Below are 18,958 nucleotides of genomic sequence, written 5' to 3'. Positions count from 1 at the left end.
ACAGCCGGTGAGGTCCCCCATGACGTTCGGCCTGTCGCGTCGCGAGCTCCGGCCCCGGCTGAAGCTGCTGCCCGGCGAGGGCGGCAAGGCCCATCTGACCGCCCTGGAGGGCCTGGCCGCACTGTCGCTCGATGCGCTGAGCTCGGTCGCGTACGGGCCCGAGGCGATCGTCGTGGTGCTGATCGCGGCGGGGACGAACGCGCTGACCGCCGCGCTGCCGATCACCCTGGTCATCACCGCCCTGCTGGCGGTGCTCGTGGTGTCCTACCGCCAGGTGATCGCCGTGCACCCGGACGGCGGCGGCGCGTACGCGGTGGCCAAGAAGGACCTCGGCCCGGCGGTGAGTCTGCTGGCGGCGGCCAGCCTGGTGGTGGACTACGTGCTGACCGTGGCCGTCAGCCTGGCCGCCGGGGCCGCCAGCCTGGGCTCGGCGTACCCCGCGCTCAACGGGCACCTGCTGTCGGTCTGCCTCATCGGGCTGCTGCTGCTCACCCTGGTCAACCTGCGCGGCATCGCGGAGAGCGCCCGGGTGCTGATGCTGCCGACGGTGCTCTTCATCGTCGGCATCCTCGGCATCATCGTGCTGGGGCTGGCGCGCTCGCACCCGCTGGCGACCGTCGGCACCCTCCAGACGGTGCCGGTGACCGAGTCGCTGGGCGTGCTGCTCTTCCTGAAGGCCTTCGCGGCCGGCTGCTCCGCGCTGACGGGCGTGGAGGCGATCGCCAACGGGGTGCCGGCCTTCCGCGAGCCGCGGGTCAAGCGGGCGCAGCACACCGAGCTGATGCTCGGCACGCTGCTCGGGCTGATGCTGGTGGGGCTGTCGATCCTGATCCGCCGCGACCACGTCGCGCCGCGCGGCGGGGTGACGCTGCTGGCCCAGCTCACCGCCGGCGCGTACGGCACCGGGTGGGCGTACTACGCGACCAACGTGCTGGTCGCGCTGGTGCTGGCGCTGGCCGCCAACACCAGCTTCGGCGGGCTCCCGGTGCTGATGAGCCTGCTCGCCCGCGACCACCGCCTGCCGCACCTGTTCGGGCTGCGCGCCGAGCGCCCGGTCTACCGCTACGGCGTGCTGGCGCTGGCGGTGCTCTCGGCGCTGCTGCTGATCGCGGTGCAGGCCGACACCCAGCGGCTGATCCCGCTGTTCGCCATCGGGGTGTTCATCGGCTTCACCATCAGCCAGGTCGGCCTGGTGCGGCACTGGTCGCGCGACCGGCCCCCGGGCTGGCGCCGCCGGGCGCTGGTCAACGGCACGGGGGCGGTGATGACGGCGGTGGCCGCGCTGGTGTTCCTCTTCTCCAAGTTCCTGGAGGGGGCCTGGGTGGTCGTGGTGACGGTGCCGCTGCTGATGCTGCTCTTCGCCCGGGTCCAGCGCTACTACGACGAGGTGGGCATCGAGCTGGGCCTGGGGCTGATCCCCGGACCGCTGGTGCACCGGGCCAGCCTGGTCATCGTCCCGATCGGGGAGGTGAGCAGGCTGACCGCGCACGCGCTCACCGCCGCCCTCGCGCTGGGCGACGACGTGGTGGCGGTGGCGGTGCACGGCGACCCCGTGAAGGCCCAGGCGCTGCGGGAGCGGTGGGCGCAGTGGGATCCGGGCGTGCGCCTGGAGATCATCGACAGCCCGCAGCACTCCCTGGTCCAACCGGTGGTCGACTACGTACGCCGCGAGGCGGAAGGCGGGCGGCAGATCGCGGTGCTGATCCCGGAGGTCGAACCGCTGCACCGCCGCTACCGGATCCTGCAGAACCACCGCGGGATCCTGCTGGCCACCATCCTGCGCGCCCGCACCGACGTGGCGGTCTGCATGCTCCCCTTCCGCCTGCCGATCTGACCCGCCGCCTGCTGAGCCCCGCCTGCTGAGGCACTAGGCCTGGTACTTGCCGGTCTCCCGGTCGCGGTAGATCGCGCCCGACTTGCGCAGCTGCTCCAGGTCCCGCCGTACGGTGCGCGGGTCGGGCTCGACCACGTAGGTCGTGCGGGCGCGCACCCAGTCCCAGTCGCCGCCGCCCTGCCGCATCGCCTGCAGGAGCTGGTCGCGGCGCTCGTTGGCCGAGGTGGGTGCGTCGGGGGTGTTCTCGTTCATGGGGCCCATTCTCGCGCAGGACCGGCGCAGCTCCCAACTCTGCTCCCGCCCGCCGTGCGGCTCAGAGCAGCCCGCCTCCTGTCAAGAACGCATCCGGAACGCCCCGCTGACCGTCAGAGGTGTGTCAACGAGGGGCTGTTCCGTCGCGCGCGTGGCATTGGCTGGATCCAGTCGCAGCCATCGAGGATCGGGACGGACATGGAGCAGGGGAGTCGGCACGCGTCGCAGCGGCGCCGGATCGTCGTCGGAGTGAGCGGATCACTCGGCAGCATCGCGGCTCTGCACCACGCGGTGGCCGAGGCCCGCCGCACCGACGGCGAGGTGCTGGCCGTGCTCGCCTGGGAGCCGGTGGGCGGCGAGTACGGCTACCGCCGCGCGCCCTGCCCGCCGCTGCTCGCGGCCTGGCGCGACGCCGCGGTGGCCCGGTTGCGCGAGGCGCTCGAAGGGGTCGTCGGCGTCGGCTGCGCGGATGTGCCCCTGCATGCCGAGGCCGTCCGCGGCGAGGCCGGCGAGGCCCTGGTCCGCACCGCCGATCGCAGTGACGACCTCCTGGTCGTCGGCGCCGCCGGCACCGGACGGCTGCGCAGGCTGCTGCGCCCCTCGGTGACGGCGCACTGCGTCAAGCGCGCCGAGTGCCCGGTGCTCGTGGTGCCGAAGCCCGCGCTGCAACGCGAGTTGGAGACACTGCAGCGCCGCAACAGCCGGCACCTGCCGATGGTGCCGATCCCCAGCCGCATCGGCCTCCACTAGGGCCTGCCTCACCGGCCGCGCCAAGGATGCGTCAAGACCGCCCCTCCCGGCGCCAAGAGCGCGTCAGGAAAGCCGGGGAGTCGATCTTTGCGGGGATAGCGTCGGCGACAAGGAAACGGCTTCGCCTCGTGGGGGAGACGGGCCGGGACCACGCCGGATGGAACCCTCCATCGGGACCAGCCGGCGGCCAGTATGAGGGAGGGGACGCGCGGCCATGGCAGCGGGTGCATCGGGCAGAACGCTCGTACCGAGGGTGAAGAGTTCGCCGGCGGAGGCGGATTTCGGTACGAGCGGCCCGGCACCCGCGCCGCGCGGCTCCAGGGGGAGGGGGGAGCGGCCGGCCGCCTTCACCCGGGCGTTCTGGACCACCCCGCGCCTGCTCCGCGCACTGACCGCGCTCTGCCTGGTCACCGTCCTGACCACGGCAGCCGTCGCGGCGGCCGTGCTGACCGGAGCCCGGGACGGCATCGACACTGTCGGCCACCAGGCCGCACCGCAGGCCGTCCGGGCCGCCGACCTCTCCTTCGCGCTGAGCGACATGGACGCGCAGGCGGCCGACCTGCTGCTGATCGGCGCGGACCCGGACTTCGCCGCCCTGCGCCAGCAGACCCAGACCACCTATGAGCAGCGCCGCGCGCAGGCGGACGCCGACCTGCAGGGCGCTGCCGAGGCCTCGGCCAACGACCCGGCCGGGCAGCGCGCCGTGCAGAGCGTCTTCGGCGAACTCGGCCAGTACGAAGCGCTGGTGGCCCGCGCCCAGCTCCTGGAGGACCAGGCCAAGGCGCCGGCCGGCAAGCCGTCGGCGGACGCACTGGACGCCTACCGCCAGGCCACCGACCTGCTGCGTCAGCAACTCCTGCCCGCCGCAGGCCAGGTGACCGCCGCCAACGCCGCCACCGTGGACCGCGTCTACGCCGCGCAGCGCGGCGACCTGGCGGCCGGCTGGTGGTGGCTGCTGGTCACCGGCGTGCTCGCCCTGCTGGCCCTCGCCGTCCTGCAGCGCACCCTCGCGGTGCGGTTCCGGCGGGTCCTCAACCCGCCGCTCGCGGCGGTGACCCTGCTGCTGGCGCTGGCCCTCGGCTACGGGCTGAGCCTGGCCTCGCGGGCCGATCAGCACCTGGTGGTCGCCAAGAGCAACGCCTACGACTCGGTGATAGCCCTCAGCCAGGCCCGCGCCGTCGCCTACGACATGAACGCGGACGAGAGCCGCTACCTGATCGACCCGGCCCGCGCGGACAGCTACGAGCAGAGCTTCCTCGACAAGACCCAGTCCATCGTGCGGCTGAAGGGCGCCACCCTGGCCGACTACAACACCGAGCTGGCCCGCGCGGTCGACGCGCACCGGGCCTCCCCGGCCGCCGTGCCCTTCGACGGCTTCCTCGGCGAGGAACTGCGCAACATCACCTTCCCCGGCGAGCAGGCCGCCGCCGACCGGGCCCTGACGACGTTCCAGACCTACCAGGTGGACGACCGCAGGATCCGCGCACTGCGCGACCAGGGGCGTCTCAAGGACGCCGTCACGTTCGACACCGGTACCGCGGCCGGCCAGTCCAACGCCGACTTCGACCGGTTCAGCCAGGCCCTCGGCGATGTCCTGGGGATCAACCAGCGGGCCTTCGACGGCGCGGTCGCCGGCGCCGACGCCGACCTCGGCACCGGGACGGCCGCGATGGGCGCCCTGGCCCTGGCCGCCGCCCTCGCGCTGATCACCCTGGGCGTCCGTCCCCGGCTGCGTGAGTACCGCTGAGGAGGCAGGATCGGTACCAGGAGGCCTGCCCGTGCCCAGATTCGTCTTCGTCCCGGATGCGGACTGGCGGCGGGAGACCCTGCGGACCAACCTCTGGCTGGTCCCGGCGCTCGAGTCGCTGGTCGCGATCCTGCTCTTCATCGTGACCCTGTCGGTGGACCGGGCCGCGTACGACGGCCGCTTCACGCTGCCCACCTGGGTGCTCAGCGGGACGGCCGACGCGGCGCGCCAGATCCTGACCACCATGGCGGCCGCGATCATCACCGTGGTGGGTCTGGTCTTCTCGATCACCATCGTCGCCCTGACGCTGGCCTCCACCCAGTTCGGCCCCCGGATGCTGCGCAACTTCATCCGGGACCGCGGCACCCAGGTCGCCCTGGGCACCTTCGTGGCCACCTTCTTCTACACCATGCTGGTGCTGGTCTCGATCAGCCCGGGGCCGCACGGCGACTTCGTCCCGCACCTGTCGATCACGGTCGCGCTCGGGCTGACGGTGGTCGATCTGGCGGTGCTGATCTACTTCATCAGCCACATCTCCACGATGATCCAGCTGCCCCAGGTGATCGCCGGCATCGCGACCGACCTGGCCCGCGCCATCGAGGCGCAGAGCGGCGAGGACGAGCCGCTGCCGGCCGGCGTCGACGGCGGCCCGGACCGCGAGGAGCTGCTGGCCCGGATGGCCGAGTCCGGCGCGGTGATCCCGACCCCGGCCAGCGGCTACCTCCAGTACATCCGGCACGAGCGGCTGGTCAGGATCGCGGCCGAGACCCACGCCGTGCTCCATCTGCCCTACCGGCCCGGCCACTTCCTGGTCGAGGGGCAGCCGCTGGCGATGGTCTGGCCGGCCGAGCGGGCCGCCGACGTGGCCCACCACCTGCGGCGCGGGCAGGTCACCGGGCCCTATCGGACGCTCACCCAGGACATCTCCTTCGGCGTCGACCAGCTGGTGGAGATCGCCATCCGGGCACTGTCGCAGGCCGTCAACGACACCTTCACGGCGCTGACCTGCATCGACTGGATCGGCGACTGCCTGTGCCGGATCACCACCGGCTGGCACCCGCAGCGCGTCTACCGCGACGCCGACTGGCGGATCCGGGTGATCGCCTACCAGGTGGACTACGACCGGCTGGTCCAGCGGGCCTTCGAGAAGATCCGGCAGTCGGCCGCCGCCATGCCGGCCGTGATGATCCGCCAGCTGGAGGCGCTCTGCAAGGTGATGGAGCAGACCTCGATCCCCGGTCGCCGCCAGGTGCTGCTGGACCAGGGCGCGATGATCTGGCGCTCCTGCGAGGCCACCGTCCCGGAGGCGGCCGACCGCGAGGACGTCCGGCGCCGCTACGAGGCGCTGTGCGTGCTGGGCGCCGAGGAGTGACGCAGTCCGTCGTCCTCGCGGATCAGCCGAGCCGGGCGAGGGCCAGGTTGAGAGTGACCACGTCCACCCGGCCCTGGCCGAGGAAGCCGAGGCTGCGGCCCTGGAGGTGCTGCTGGACGAGCCGGCGGACCGCGCCCGGGTCCAGGCCGCGGGCCCGGGCGACCCGGTCGACCTGCAGGTCGGCGTAGGCGGGCGAGATGGCCGGGTCCAGGCCCGAGGCGGAGCCGGTCAGCGCGTCCGGCGGCACCCGGTCGGGGGCGACCCCGTCGAACGCGGCGATCGCGGCGCGCCGGGCTTTGACGGCCTGGGTCAGCGTGGCGTCGTTGGGGCCGAAGTTGCTCGCGCCGGAGGCCAGCGCGTCGTAGCCGGAGCCGGCCGCCGAGGGGCGCGGCTGGAACCAGCGGGGGTCGGGCCGCGGCTGCTCGTTCGGGTCGGCCGGGTTCTTCTTCGGCAGGTCGAAGGTCTGGCCGAGCAGGCTGGAGCCGACGGTCCGCCCGTTCAGCCTGACCTGCGAGCCGTTGGCCTGCCCTGAGAGGGCCAGCTGGGCGATGCCGGTGATCAGCAGCGGATAGGCCAGCCCGCACAGCACGGTGAAGACCAGCAGCAGGCGCAGCGCGGTGAGGTGCAGCCGGACCAGGGTCGGCAGGTGCCTTGCCATGGTTGTGCCTCCCTTCGGGTCGGTTCAGTGCAGGCCGGGGATGAACTGGACGATCAGGTCGATCAGTTTGATGCCGACGAAGGGCAGGATCAGCCCGCCGACGCCGTAGACGCCGAGGTTGCGGCGCAGCAGCGCGGAGGCCGAGGACGGCTTGTAGCGCACGCCGCGCAGCGCGAGCGGGATCAGGACGACGATGATCAGCGCGTTGAAGACGATCGCCGAGGTGATCGCCGAGGTGGGATTGTGCAGGTGCATGATGTTCAGCTTGCTCAGGCCCGGATAGACGCTGGCGAACATCGCGGGGATGATCGCGAAGTACTTGGCGACGTCGTTGGCGATCGAGAAGGTGGTCAACGCGCCTCGGGTGATCAGCAGTTGCTTGCCGATCTCGACGATCTCGATCAGCTTGGTGGGATTGGAGTCGAGGTCCACCATGTTGCCGGCCTCCTTGGCGGCCGAGGTGCCGGTGTTCATCGCCACCCCCACGTCCGCCTGCGCCAGCGCCGGGGCGTCGTTCGTCCCGTCGCCGGTCATCGCGACCAGCTTGCCGCCGGTCTGCTCGTGGCGGATCAGGGCCATCTTGTCCTCGGGGGTGGCCTCGGCGAGGAAGTCGTCGACGCCCGCCTCGTCCGCGATCGCCCGGGCGGTCAGCGGGTTGTCGCCGGTGATCATGATGGTCCGGATGCCCATCATGCGCAGGTCCTCGAAGCGCTCCCGGATGCCGTGCTTGACCACGTCCTTCAGGTGGATCACGCCCAGCACCTGGGCCGGCTCACCGCTCCGGTGCTGCGCCACCACCAGCGGGGTGCCGCCCGCCGAGGAGATCCCCTCGACCACGTCGGCGACCTCCGGGCCCGAGCTGCCGCCGTTCTCCTGCACCCAGGCGACCACCGACCCGGCCGCGCCCTTGCGGATCCGCCTGCTCTCGCCCTCCTCACTGAGGTCGGCGCCGCTCATCCGGGTCTGCGCGGTGAACTCGATCCACTGGGCGTGGCCGATCTCGTGCTGGGCGCGGGCGCGCAGCCCGTACTTCTCCTTGGCCAGCACCACGATCGAGCGGCCCTCGGGCGTCTCGTCGGCCAGGCTGGACAGCTGCGCCGCGTCCGCCAGCTGCGCCACGTCCGTGCCGCCCACCGGGGTGAACTCGGCGGCCTGCCGGTTGCCGAAGGTGATGGTGCCGGTCTTGTCCAGCAGCAGGGTGGAGACATCGCCGGCCGCCTCCACCGCCCGCCCGGACATCGCCAGGACGTTGCGCTGCACCAGGCGGTCCATGCCCGCGATGCCGATCGCCGACAGCAGCGCGCCGATGGTGGTCGGGATCAGCGCCACCAGCAGGGCGACCAGGACCACGATGGTCTGCTCGGCCCCCGCGTAGGTGGCCATCGGCTGCAGGGTGACGACGGCCAGCAGGAAGACGATGGTCAGCGAGGCGAGCAGGATGTTCAGCGCGATCTCGTTCGGCGTCTTCTGCCGGGCGGCGCCCTCCACCAGGGCGATCATCCGGTCGATGAAGGTCTCGCCGGGCCTGGAGGTGATCTTGACGACGATCCGGTCGGAGAGCACCTTGGTGCCGCCGGTGACGGCCGAGCGGTCGCCGCCGGACTCCCGGATCACCGGCGCGGACTCACCCGTGATCGCCGACTCGTCCACCGAGGCGGCGCCCTCGACCACGTCGCCGTCGCCGGGGATGGTCTGGCCGGCCTCGACGATCACATGGTCGCCGAGCGTCAGCCGCGCGGCCGGCACCACCTCCTCGGCCGGCCGAGGGTCGGCCGGCGACCACGCGCCGACCACCCGGCGGGCCACCGCCTCGGTCTTGGTGCGGCGCAGCGTCTCGGCCTGCGCCTTGCCGCGCCCCTCCGCGACGGCCTCGGCGAGGTTGGCGAAGACCACCGTCAGCCAGAGCCAGACCGTGATCACCCAGGCGAAGACACTGGTGTGGCGGATCGCGGAGTAGGTGGTGAGCAGCGAGCCGACCTCGACCACGAACATCACCGGGTGCTTGACCATCACCCGCGGGTCGAGCTTGCGCAGCGCGTCCGGGACAGCGGCGATCAGCTGACGCGGGTCCAGCAGGCCGCCGGAGACCCGGTGCGCCTCGTGCGGGTGGTCCGGGTGGTGCGGAGGCTGGGCGCCGGGCTGGACGACGGAGTCGGTCATCGGTGCAGGCCTTCCGCGAGCGGCCCGAGAGCCAGGGCAGGGAAGTAGGTGAGGCCGACGACGATCAGCACCACGGCCGACAGCAGGCCGACGAAGAGCGGCCGGTGGGTCGGCAGGGTGCCCGCTGTCGCGGGGACGGGGTGCTGACGGGCCAGCGACCCGGCCAGGGCCAGCACGAAGACCATCGGCAGCAGGCGTCCGAAGAGCATCACCAGGCCGAGCGCGGTGTTCCACCAGGTGCTGGTGACGGTCAGGCCGGCGAAGGCGGAGCCGTTGTTGTTGGCGCACGAGGTGAAGGCGTAGAGCACCTCGGAGAAGCCGTGCGGACCGGTGTTGAGGATGTCCGCGCGCTCGGCGGGGAAGGTCATCGCCACGCCCGTGCCGATCAGCACGATCGCCGGGGTGGTGAGGATGTAGAGCGAGGCGAACTTCATCTCGCGCCCGCCCAGCTTCTTGCCCAGGTACTCCGGCGTGCGCCCGACCATCAGCCCCGCGACGAAGACCGCGACCACCGCCAGCACCAGGATCCCGTACAGCCCGGAGCCGGTGCCGCCGGGGGCGATCTCGCCGAGCATCATGTCGAAGATCGTCACGCCGCCGCCCAGCGGCGTGAGCGAGTCGTGGGCCGCGTTGACCGCGCCGGTGGAGGTCAGCGTCGTCGAGGACGCGAACAGCGACGAGGCCGCGATGCCGAACCGCACCTCCTTGCCCTCCATCGCGGCGCCGGCCGCCTGCAGCGCGGTGCCGCTGTGCCGCCACTCGAAGAAGGTCAGCAGGGAGGCCGAGACGGTCCAGAAGATCCCCATCACCGCGAGGATCGCGTACCCCTGGCGGTGGTCGCCGACCATCGTGCCGAAGGTGCGCGGCAGCGCGAAGGCGATCACCAGCAGCAGGTAGATCTCCAGCCAGTTGGTGAACGGATTGGGGTTCTCGAAGGGGTGGGCGGAGTTGGCGTTGAAGAAGCCGCCGCCGTTGGTGCCCAGTTCCTTGATCACCTCCTGCGAGGCCACCGGCCCGCCGGGCAGGCTCTGCGAGCCGCCGCTCAGGGTGGTGAACTGGCTTGCGGCGTGCAGGTTCTCGATCATGCCCGAGGCCACGAAGACGATCGCGAAGACGATCGAGACGGGCAGCAGCAGCCGCCAGGTCAGCCGCACCAGATCCACCCAGAAGTTGCCGACCCGGTCCGTCAGGTTGCGGCGGAATCCCCGGATCAGCGCCGCCATCACCGCGATGCCCACGGCGGCGGAGAGGAAGTTCTGCACCGCGAGCCCGGCCATCTGCACCAGGTGGCCCATCGTCGACTCACCTGAGTACGACTGCCAGTTGGTGTTGGTGATGAAGGAGGTGGCGGTGTTCCAGGCGGTGGCCGGGGGCACGGCCGGGAAGCCGAGCGAGAGCCAGAGGTGGTTCTGCAGCCGCTGGAAGCCGTAGAGGAAGAGCACCGAGACGGCCGAGAAGGCGAGCACGCAGCGCAGATACGCCATCCAGGTCTGGTCGGCGTCCCCGTTGACGCCGATCAGCCGGTAGACGCCGCGCTCCGCGCGCAGGTGCCTGGCGCTGCTCAGCAGGTGCGCGAGGTAGTCGCCCAGCGGACGGTGCGACAGGGCCAGCGCGGCCACCAGCGCCAGCGCCTGCAGGAACCCCGCGAGGGTGGGGCTCACCTCAGAACCTCTCGGGGTGGATCAGCGCGAGGACCAGGTAGCCGACCAGCAGGGCTGCCACCACCAGGCCCACGATGTTGTCGGCGGTCACAGGCGCTCCACCCCCTTGGCGATCAGGCCGAGGACGGCGAACACCAGAATCGTCAGCCCGATGAAGGTCAGATCGGTCATGCGGGGCTCCACCCAGGGGTCATAGACCGACCAGCACATGGTGGGCGGCGTCGGGGTCGGTCCCCACGATTCTCCGACGGGGTGTCAGCGGGTGCTGAGCTATCCGCCGCCGTTAGGGCGTGCCCTGGGGCGTCAGGGGTCCGCACTAGGGTGGGGCCGTGGCCACCCGTTCTGAGCATTCCCGCCCCCTCGACCTCCCGTCGCAGCCGCCGTCGGAGCCGGCCCGCAAGCCGCGCGTCTCGGCGAAGGGCGAGCAGACCAGGGCCCGCCTGATCGCCGCGGCGCGCAGCCTGCTGGCGGGGGACGGGGACGTCCCGTTCACCACCCGCAACGTGGCCGCGCTCGGCGGGGTGACGCACGGGATGTGCCACTACCACTTCCAGAACCGGACCGACCTGATCGTGGCCGTCGTCGAGTCCATCCGCGGCGAGTGGATCGATCCGATGGAGGAGGCGGTCGGCTCGCCGGGGAGCTTCGCCGAGCGCGCCGAGCGGGTGATCGGGCTGCTGGCGCAGCCGGAGGGCGCCGACCTCTCGCGGCTGCACTCCGCGCTGCACTGGTTCGCGCTGAACGACCCGCGGGTGCGCGAGAGTCTGGAGGCCGAGTACCGGCGGTGGCGGGCCTGCTTCGTCGGCCTCTTCCAGGTGCTCGCGGACGAGCGCGGCGGTGGCCTGGACCCGCGCCCGCTGGGCGAGGCGGCTGCTGCCGCCGCCGACGGCCTGGCCGCCGTCCAGGCGCTGGACGCGACGGTCGAGGCCGGCCCGGTCGTCCGCGCGCTGATCCTGGGCCTGGCCGGTCGGGATTAAACGGAGGTCGACGGCTGCTGCTGGGTCGAGCAGTGGATGCCGCCGCCGCCCGCGGCGATGGCATCGATCGAGAGCTGCACGACCTTGCGCCCGGGGTGCAGGTCGGCCAGCGTCGCCGCCGCCTGGTCGTCGGCGGCCTGGTCGCCGAAGCGCGGCACGACGACCCCGCCGTTGACGACGTAGTAGTTGAGGTAGGTCGCCAGGAAGTCCTTGCTCTGGTTCTGGAGCTTGCTGAAGTCGGGCTCGGCGATCTCGATGACCTTCAGCTTGCGGCCCTTGGCGTCGGTGGCGGAGTTCAGCACCTGCAACGCCTGGTCGGAGGCCTGCGACCAGCTGTCCGGGGGCGTGTCGGCGGCCGGGCGGTGCAGGACGACCACGCCCGGCTCGGTGAACCTGGCCAGGGCGTCGACATGGCAGTCGGTGATGTCCTGCCCGGCGACGCCCGCGAACCAGATCACCCGCTGCACGCCGAGCAGGTCCCTGAGCGCCGCCTCGATCTGGTCGCGGCTCCCGCCCGGGTTGCGGTTCGGGTTGACCAGGGAGCTCTCGGTGGCCATCAGGGTGCCCTCGCCGTCCACCTCGATCGCCCCGCCCTCCGCCGTGATGGGCGCCTGGATCCGGGTGAGGTCGTACTTCGCCAGGAGGTTGCGGGCCACCTGGCTGTCGTTGGCATGCGTCTGCTTGTTCCCCCAGCCGTTGAAGTTGAAGTCGACCCCGGCCAGGCCCCGGGAGCCGGTGACGAAGGTCGGACCGGTGTCGCGGGCCCAGAGGTCGTCCACGGCGAGCTGGACCACCTCGACCGTGGAGCCGCAGCTCTGCTGCGCCTGGTCGCTCTGGTCCGGCCGGGCCATCAGCACGACGGGCTCGAACTGGGCGATGGTCTGGGCCAGTTGGGCGATGTTCTGGCGGACGCTGGGCAGTTGGTCGCCCCACACCTCCTCCAGCGCCGGCCAGGCCATGAAGGTGCGCTCGTGCGGGGACCACTCCGCGGGCATCGCGTACGGCTGCGTGCTCCCCGTGGTGCCGGTTGCTCCGGTCGCCGGGTTGCCGCTCGGCCCGTCCGAGGAACTCGCCGACGACGAGCAGCCGTTGAGCAGTGCCAGCGCGGCGAGGCCCGGGCCGGCGCCCAGCAGCGCCCGGCGCGACAGGTGAGGATTCTGGATGTTCCGCATGCTGAGCGAGAGTAAGGGCCGACCGCCCCCGACCCCGGCACCCCACGCGCCGTCGTTCGGGTGACCATGTGCCGGTCGGTCTACAGCGCCCGGCGGGCCGCGGCGATCCCGTGCGGGTCCCAGCCCGGCAGCGGGACGGAGTCCAACAGCAGCCGGGTGTACGGGTGCTGGGGGTCGGCGAGGACCTGGTCGGTGGGCCCGGCCTCGACGATCCGGCCGTGCCGCATGACGATCACCTGGTCGGTGACGCAGCGCACCACGCCGAGGTCGTGGGTGATGAACAGGTAGCCGATGCCGGTCTGCTCGCGGATGTCGGCGAGCAGGTTGAGGATCTGCGCCTGCACCGAGACGTCCAGCGCGGCCACTGCCTCGTCCAGCACCAGGACGGCGGGTTCGACCGCCAACGCCCGTGCGATCGCGACGCGTTGGCGCTGCCCGCCGGACAGCTGGCGCGGCATCGCCGCCGACTCCCGGGCACCCAGGCTGACCTGGTCGAGCAGTTGATCGATCCGGGTGGCGTGATCGGCGCCGGGGAAGTGCAGTTCGAGCGTCTCGTGCAGCACGTCGCGCACCCGGATGCGCGGATCCAGCGAGAGGAACGGGTCCTGGAAGACCAGCTGGACCTCGCGTGCCCGGCTCAGCCGCTGTGCCCGGCCGCGCCGCCGGGTGATCCGGTCCCGGCCGTGCACCAGCACCTGGCCGGAGTCGGCGCTCTCCAGGCCGACGACGATCCGGGCGGTGGTGGTCTTGCCCGAGCCGGACTCGCCGACGATGCCCAGCGAGCCGCCCTCGGCCAGGCTGAACGACACGTCATCCACCGCCCGCACCCGGCCGTAGGCCCGGTGCAGGGCGCGGACTTCGAGGACGGTCTCACTCATTGGCGGCGTTCCCTTCCAGTCGGTCGCTGTGGTGGCACGCGGTGAGCTGCTTCGGCTCGTCCGCCAACGGCAGCAGGACGGGGGCCTCCCGGCGGCACAGCTCGGTCGCGTACCGGCACCGGGGGGCGAATGCGCAGCCCGTCAACTCCTCGCGCAGACTGGGCGGTTGTCCCTCGATGGCGGCGAGCCTGCGGTGCGGCGTGTCCAGTCGCGGCGTCGAGCCGAGCAGCGCCGCCGTGTACGGGTGGCGCGGCCGGTCGAACAGCGTGGCGGCGGGCCCGGTCTCGGCGATCCGTCCGGCGTACATCACGTACACCCGGTCGCTGATGGCCGCGGCCAGGCCCAGGTCGTGGGTGACGAAGAGCAGCCCGGTGCCGAAGCGCTCGCGCAGGTCGGCCAGCAGGGCCACCACCTCGGCCTGGGTGGTGACGTCCAGTGCGGTGGTCGGCTCGTCGGCCAGGATCAGCGCCGGATCGCCCATCAGAGCGGCCGCGATCATGACGCGCTGCAGCATGCCACCGGACAGCTCGCCCGGGTACTGGCGCAGCGCCCGCTCGCTCAGCCCGACGGCTGCCAGCAGCTCGCCGGCCCGCTCGGTGGCCTCCTCGGGCCGCAGCCCGGCGCCGCGGCGCAGGCTCTCGGTGAGGAAGTCGCCGATCCGGCGCAGCGGGTTGATGGCGGCCCGCGGGTCCTGGAAGATCATCGCCGCCGTGCCGGTCCGCAGCCGGCGCAGCTCGTCCGGGCCCGTGCCCAGCACGTCCTGCCCGGCCACCCGCACCGCCCCCTCGGTGGCCGCGCCCTTGGGCAGCAGGCGCAGCACGCTGCGCGAGGTGAGGGTCTTGCCGGAGCCGGACTCGCCGACCAGGGCGACCGTCTCGCCGGAGCCGACCGTGAGGTCGACGCCGTCCAGCACGGGTCTGGCGGTGTGCGGCAGCCGCAGGCGCAGGGCCTGGATGTCGAGCGTGTTCACGTGTCCCTCGTTCACTGGTCCCTCCGCGCGACCTGGTCGGCCCAGCGCTCGCCGACGACGTTGAAGGCGACGACGGTGAGGATGATCGCGGTGCAGGGCAGGACCGCGGACAGCGGGTAGCCGTGCTGGATGGCGCTCTCGCCGTCGAAGACCATCCGCCCCCAGTCGGGCGTCAGGGCGGGGATGCCCAGGCCGAGGAAGGAGAGGCCGGCCAGGTCGATCAGGGCGTAGCCGAAGTTGATGGTGGACTGCGCGAGGACCACCGGGGCGATGTTGGGGAGCACATGGCGCAGGCAGATCTGCGGGCCGGAGTGGCCCTGCACCCGGTACGCCTCGACGTACGGGCGCTCGCGTTCGGCGAGCACCAGCGAGCGGGTGAGCCGGCTGACGTAGGGCAGGTAGGCGACCGCGAGGGCCAGCACCGGGGCGGTCAGGCCCTCGCCGTAGATCGAGACGATCAGGATCGCCAGCAGCAGGCCGGGGAAGGCGAAGACCAGCTCGGTGCTGCGGGACAGCACCGAGTCGAGCCAGCCGCCGCGCCAGGCCGCGGTGGCGCCGATCGCGACACCCGCCAGGGTGGAGAAGACCACCACGCCCAGCGGACCGAGCAGCGAGGTGCGGGCGCCGGTGATCAGCCGGGAGAGGGTGTCGCGCCCGGAGGCGTCGACGCCCAGCAGGTGGTCACCGGACGGGCCGGCCAGCGCGTTGGAGAGGTCGACGCCGTTGGGGTCGTGCGGGGAGATCCACGGCGCGAGCAGCGCCAGCAGCACGACGGCGGCGACGAAGCCGACGCAGAGCAGCTGCAGCGGTGCGCGCTTGGTGCGGATCCGGCCGAGGCCGGCTCGGCGGACGACGGTGGCGCTCATGCCGTGGACCTCCGGGAGTTGAGAGAGATCCGCGGGTCGACCAGCGGGTGCAGCAGGTCGACGACCAGGTTCACCGTCATGAAGAGCCCGACGATGATCAGCGAGATGGCCTGGACCACGGGGAAGTCCTTGGTGGTGGTGGAGAGTTCGAGCAGCTGGCCGATGCCGCCCACGTTGAACGCGGACTCCACCAGCACGGTGCAGATCAGCAGCGTGGAGATGATCAGGCCGCCGGTGGTGAGCACCGTGCCCAGTGCGTTGCGGAACACATGGCGCAGGATCACCTGATGCTCGGGCACGCCCCGGCTGCGGGCGACGGTGACGTGCTCCTGGCCGAGCACCTCCAGCATCGCGGCGCGGGTGACCCGGGCGAGCATGCCGATCAGATAGAGCGCGAGCGCGACGGCGGGCAGCGTCAGGTGCCACAGCATGTCCGGGAGGCCGCTGCCGGTACCGGCGCTGGGGAACCAGCCCAGCTTGACCGCGAACAGGCCCTGCAGCAGGACCGCGGCCACGAAGGACGGGGTGCCGACCGCGAAGGTGGTGGTGATCAGGATCGCCGAGTCGGTCGCGCCGCCGCGCACCGCCCCGATCCAGCCGAGGGCCAGACCGAAGGCGGCGACCAGGACCAGCGCCATGGCGACCAGCAGCAGGGTGCTGGGCAGCCGGTCGCCGAGCAGGGTGGAGACATTGGTGCGGTACTCGATGGAGCGCCCGAAGTTCCCGTGCAGCACCTGGCCCAGCCAGCGCAGGTACTGCACGGCGAAGGGGTCGTTCAGGTGGTACTGGTCGTTGATCGCCTTCAGCGCCTCGGGCGAGGCGGACCGCCCCGACAGCAGGAAGCTCGCCGCGCTGCCCGGCGCCAGGTACATCGCGCCGAAGATCACGAAGGAGGCGGCGAAGAGCGTGGCGGCCATCTCGGCCAGCCGCCGTACGGCGAATCTCAGGAAGTTCACTGGGCTCAGGAAGTTCATCGGGCGGCCCCCACGTCGGCGGCCCACGGGTAGTAGAGGTAGCAGATGGTGGTCGGCGCGCCGGTGATCCGCTTGTTCAGGAACACGCTGGTGGGCCACTCGGCGACCGGGATCCACAGCACCTGGTCGGCCGCCTTCTGCTGCAGCTGCGCCTCCAGCGCCAGCCGCTTGGCCGGGTCGTAGGTCGCCTGGATCTGCTGGACCAGGCTGTCGTAGCCCGGATCGCTGTAGCTCGCGTAGTTCTGCCCGGCGCCGGTCGAGAAGTTGGTGAGCAGGTCCATCGGGTCGGTGATGGACAGGTAGTAGGTCTCGGGGAACAGGTCGATCCCCTGGCGGGCGGTGGGGTCGGTGAACAGCGCGCTGAAGGCGTCGGGGGCGATGGTCTTCAGCTGGATGTTCAGGCCGATCTGGGTGCCGGCGGCCTGCACGGCGGTGGCCAGCAGCGAGACGTCCTGGCCGATCGAGCTGGTCGCGACGGTCAGTGTCTTGCCAGTCGCACCGGCCTGCTGGATCAGTGCCTTGGCCTGCGCCAGGTCCTGGGTGGCCGAGGGCAGGCCGAACGCGGCCTGCTGGGTCTGGGCCGGGGCGGCGGCCCAGGCGGCCTTGTCGGTGAGCGCGCCGGTGACGGTGCCCACCCCGGCCAGGCCGGTCTTGACGAAGCCGGGGCGGTCCAGCGCCATCGACAGCGCGCGGCGCACCCGGACGTCGCCGAGCGGGCCCTTGAGGTTGGTGATGTTCAGGTTGACGGTGCTCAGGCTCTCGCCGAAGTAGAGCGTGCCGACGCCGCTGCGGCGCAGCCGGTCGTAGCTCTCGGTGGGGATCAGGTAGCCGCCGTCCACCTCGCCGCTGAGCATCGCGTTGGTGCGCGCGGAGGGGTCCTTGAGGAACTGGAAGACCACCTTCTGCGACTTGGCCTTGGTGCCCCAGTAGCCGTCGAAGCGGTCCAGTTCGAGCGACTGGCCCTTGTTCCAACTGCCCAGCTTGTACGGGCCGGTGCAGTCGACGGTCCCGCTGCCCCAGTCCTTGCCCGCCGCCTTGATGGCGGCCTCGCTGGCCACCACACCAGCCGCGGTGGCCATGTACTGCGGGAACTGCGAGTCCGGCGACTTCAGTTTGACGGTGACCTGCAGCGGCCCGGTCTTGCTGATGGAGTCGACGTTCTGGAAGACGGTCGCCCAGGCGGCGGCGTTGTTCGGGTCCATCTGGCGCTGGAGGCTGTAGACGGCGTCGTCGGCCGTCATCACGCTGCCGTCGTGGAAGTGCACGCCGGGGCGCAGGTCGTAGACCCAGGTGGTCGGGTCCGGGTTGGTCGCCTTTTCCGCCAGGCCCGGCTGCTCGGTCAGCTGCGGCGTCCACCGCATCAGGCTTTCGCAGACGTTGGAGAGGATCGTGTTCGACGGGTAGTCGAAGGCGTTGAGGTAGTCCAGGGTGAGCGGCTCGGCGTACAACGCCCAGCTGAAGGAGGCGAGTTGGCCCTTGGCGGCGGGGGTGTTCGCGGACAGCTGGTAGCTCGCGGCGTCGCTGCCGGCCCCGCTGCTCGGCGGACCGGAGCAGGCGGCGACCAGGGTGAAGGCGGCCAGTGCGGCGCCGGCGAGGGCGAGCCGGCGGCTGCTGCGGACTCTGCGGATCATGCGGCGCCTCCTGCTGCTCCTGCTGCGGCTCCTGCGGCCGGGACCTGCTGGGTGATGCAGTGGACGCCGCCACCGCCGTACGCGATCACCCGGGTGCGGACGCCGACCACCTTGCGGCCGGGCAGCGCCTGGGCGAGGACCGCCAGCGCGCCCTCGTCCGCGGGGGTGTCGGCGGTCGGGACGACGACGCCGCCGTTGGCGAGGTAGAAGTTCAGGTAACCGACCTCGGTGCGCTTGCCGTTGACGTCGACGAAGGAGCTCCGCGGCAGGTCGATGATCCGCAGCGAGCGGCCCTGGGCGTCGGTGGCGGCCTCCAGCACGGCGCGGTTGGCGCGCATCCGCTGGTAGTCGGGGTGCGCGGGGTCGCTCGGCAGCTGGACCACCACCGTGCCGGGGGCGACGAACGCGCAGACGCCGTCCACGTGCCCGTCGGTCTCGGTGTCCTCCAGGCCGCCGTACGGCAGCCAGATCACCGTGCTGACGCCGAGTCGGGCGACCAGCTCGGCCTCGATCTCGGCCTTGCTCATCCCCGGGTTGCGGTTGGGGTGCAGCAGGCACTGCTCGGTGGTGATCAGGGTGCCCTCGCCGTCGACGGTGATCGCACCGCCTTCGAGGATCATGTCCGAGCCGATCCGCCGGATCCCGGCGCGCTCCAGCAGCAGGGCGGCGATCCGGTCGTCGGTGTCGTACGGGTGGTGCTTGCCGCCCCAGGCGTTGAAGCGGAAGTCCACACCTGCGCGCTCGCCGTCGGGGCCGAGGACGAAGATCGGACCGGAGTCGCGGAACCACGAGTCGTCGATCGGCAGCTCCACCACCTCGACGCCCTCCCCGCACAGTTCGCGCGCCTCGGCCCCCAGCCCCGGTACGGCGACCATGGTGACCGGCTCGAACTCGGCGATCGCCCGGGCGACTTGCGCGTACTCGCGCTTGGCCTCGTCGTACGTCTCGTCCCACAGCTCGCGCCGGGTCGGCCAGGCCATCAGGCAGCGCTCATGCTCGGTCCACTCGGCCGGCATCCGGAAGGTCATCTGCGTCTCTCTTCTGCTCTCTGGCTGA

The 18,958-nt window shown here is 71.9% G+C and carries 17 protein-coding genes; 5 read left to right on the top strand and 12 right to left on the bottom strand.

What is annotated here, in order from left to right:
• Window positions 1-19 precede the first annotated feature (19 nt).
• Complete coding sequence (locus P3T34_RS07790) at window positions 20-1,834, top strand: APC family permease (RefSeq protein WP_280665258.1); 1,815 nt, start codon at window positions 20-22, stop codon at window positions 1,832-1,834.
• Window positions 1,835-1,867: 33 nt separating this feature from the next.
• Here P3T34_RS07790 and P3T34_RS07785 read toward each other — a convergent pair whose 3' ends face one another.
• Window positions 1,868-2,086 (bottom strand): hypothetical protein, encoded by a 219-nt coding sequence (locus tag P3T34_RS07785; protein ID WP_280665257.1) that lies wholly within the window; start codon window positions 2,084-2,086, stop codon window positions 1,868-1,870.
• Window positions 2,087-2,284: 198 nt separating this feature from the next.
• On the opposite strand from P3T34_RS07785, the gene P3T34_RS07780 reads away from it, so the two are divergent.
• The 3 genes from P3T34_RS07780 (at window position 2,285) to P3T34_RS07770 (ending at window position 5,955) form a co-directional block, all read left to right on the top strand.
• Entirely contained in the window at window positions 2,285-2,836 is a 552-nt protein-coding gene (locus tag P3T34_RS07780) for a universal stress protein (protein WP_280665256.1), read from the top strand.
• 253 nt (window positions 2,837-3,089) lie between these two features.
• On the top strand, window positions 3,090-4,583 hold the full coding sequence (locus P3T34_RS07775; protein ID WP_280665255.1) for a hypothetical protein: 1,494 nt from the start codon (window positions 3,090-3,092) through the stop codon (window positions 4,581-4,583).
• 31 nt (window positions 4,584-4,614) lie between these two features.
• Window positions 4,615-5,955 (top strand): DUF2254 domain-containing protein, encoded by a 1,341-nt coding sequence (locus P3T34_RS07770; protein WP_280665254.1) that lies wholly within the window; start codon window positions 4,615-4,617, stop codon window positions 5,953-5,955.
• Window positions 5,956-5,977: 22 nt separating this feature from the next.
• Here the strand turns inward: P3T34_RS07770 and kdpC are convergent, their stop codons facing one another.
• From kdpC to kdpF, 4 genes are read right to left on the bottom strand one after another with little or no spacing between them, the layout of a single operon-like run.
• Window positions 5,978-6,613 carry a potassium-transporting ATPase subunit KdpC gene (gene kdpC, locus P3T34_RS07765; protein ID WP_280665253.1) on the bottom strand — a complete coding sequence of 212 codons (636 nt, stop codon included), beginning with the start codon at window positions 6,611-6,613 and terminating at the stop codon, window positions 5,978-5,980.
• Window positions 6,614-6,637: 24 nt separating this feature from the next.
• Window positions 6,638-8,773: a potassium-transporting ATPase subunit KdpB gene (gene kdpB, locus P3T34_RS07760; RefSeq protein ID WP_280665252.1), complete on the bottom strand. Its 2,136-nt coding sequence runs from the start codon at window positions 8,771-8,773 to the stop codon at window positions 6,638-6,640.
• Window positions 8,770-10,434, bottom strand: coding sequence for a potassium-transporting ATPase subunit KdpA (gene kdpA / locus P3T34_RS07755; RefSeq protein WP_280665251.1), 1,665 nt, complete (start codon window positions 10,432-10,434; stop codon window positions 8,770-8,772). Before kdpA ends, kdpB begins: the two co-directional genes overlap by 4 nt.
• A gap of 1 nt (window position 10,435) precedes the next feature.
• Window positions 10,436-10,525 carry a K(+)-transporting ATPase subunit F gene (gene kdpF, locus P3T34_RS07750; RefSeq protein WP_280665250.1) on the bottom strand — a complete coding sequence of 30 codons (90 nt, stop codon included), beginning with the start codon at window positions 10,523-10,525 and terminating at the stop codon, window positions 10,436-10,438.
• A gap of 238 nt (window positions 10,526-10,763) precedes the next feature.
• On the opposite strand from kdpF, the gene P3T34_RS07745 reads away from it, so the two are divergent.
• The gene (locus P3T34_RS07745) at window positions 10,764-11,411 is read left to right on the top strand and encodes a TetR/AcrR family transcriptional regulator (RefSeq protein WP_280665249.1); all 648 of its coding nucleotides are present in this window, start codon (window positions 10,764-10,766) and stop codon (window positions 11,409-11,411) included.
• Here the strand turns inward: P3T34_RS07745 and P3T34_RS07740 are convergent.
• The 7 genes from P3T34_RS07740 to P3T34_RS07710 all read right to left on the bottom strand — a co-directional run bounded on the left by P3T34_RS07740 (window position 11,408) and on the right by P3T34_RS07710 (window position 18,930).
• Window positions 11,408-12,583 (bottom strand): agmatine deiminase family protein, encoded by a 1,176-nt coding sequence (locus P3T34_RS07740; RefSeq protein ID WP_280665248.1) that lies wholly within the window; start codon window positions 12,581-12,583, stop codon window positions 11,408-11,410. The two genes, P3T34_RS07745 and P3T34_RS07740, sit on opposite strands and share 4 nt — an antisense overlap.
• A gap of 80 nt (window positions 12,584-12,663) precedes the next feature.
• Entirely contained in the window at window positions 12,664-13,461 is a 798-nt protein-coding gene (locus tag P3T34_RS07735; protein WP_280665247.1) for an ATP-binding cassette domain-containing protein, read from the bottom strand.
• Window positions 13,454-14,446, bottom strand: a complete 993-nt coding sequence (locus P3T34_RS07730; protein ID WP_280665246.1) for an ABC transporter ATP-binding protein — start codon at window positions 14,444-14,446, stop codon at window positions 13,454-13,456. The genes P3T34_RS07735 and P3T34_RS07730 overlap by 8 nt, the downstream gene beginning before the upstream one ends.
• On the bottom strand, window positions 14,443-15,297 hold the full coding sequence (locus P3T34_RS07725; protein WP_280665245.1) for an ABC transporter permease: 855 nt from the start codon (window positions 15,295-15,297) through the stop codon (window positions 14,443-14,445). The genes P3T34_RS07730 and P3T34_RS07725 overlap by 4 nt, the downstream gene beginning before the upstream one ends.
• Window positions 15,294-16,271 (bottom strand): ABC transporter permease, encoded by a 978-nt coding sequence (locus tag P3T34_RS07720; protein ID WP_280665244.1) that lies wholly within the window; start codon window positions 16,269-16,271, stop codon window positions 15,294-15,296. Before P3T34_RS07720 ends, P3T34_RS07725 begins: the two co-directional genes overlap by 4 nt.
• Window positions 16,268-17,902, bottom strand: coding sequence for an ABC transporter substrate-binding protein (locus tag P3T34_RS07715; protein WP_280665243.1), 1,635 nt, complete (start codon window positions 17,900-17,902; stop codon window positions 16,268-16,270). Before P3T34_RS07715 ends, P3T34_RS07720 begins: the two co-directional genes overlap by 4 nt.
• On the bottom strand, window positions 17,899-18,930 hold the full coding sequence (locus P3T34_RS07710) for an agmatine deiminase family protein (protein ID WP_280665242.1): 1,032 nt from the start codon (window positions 18,928-18,930) through the stop codon (window positions 17,899-17,901). Before P3T34_RS07710 ends, P3T34_RS07715 begins: the two co-directional genes overlap by 4 nt.
• Window positions 18,931-18,958 lie beyond the last annotated feature (28 nt).

The organism is Kitasatospora sp. MAP12-44, from assembly GCF_029892095.1.
Classification (GTDB): domain Bacteria; phylum Actinomycetota; class Actinomycetes; order Streptomycetales; family Streptomycetaceae; genus Kitasatospora.
This window is presented reverse-complemented; position numbering and strand designations above follow the sequence as displayed.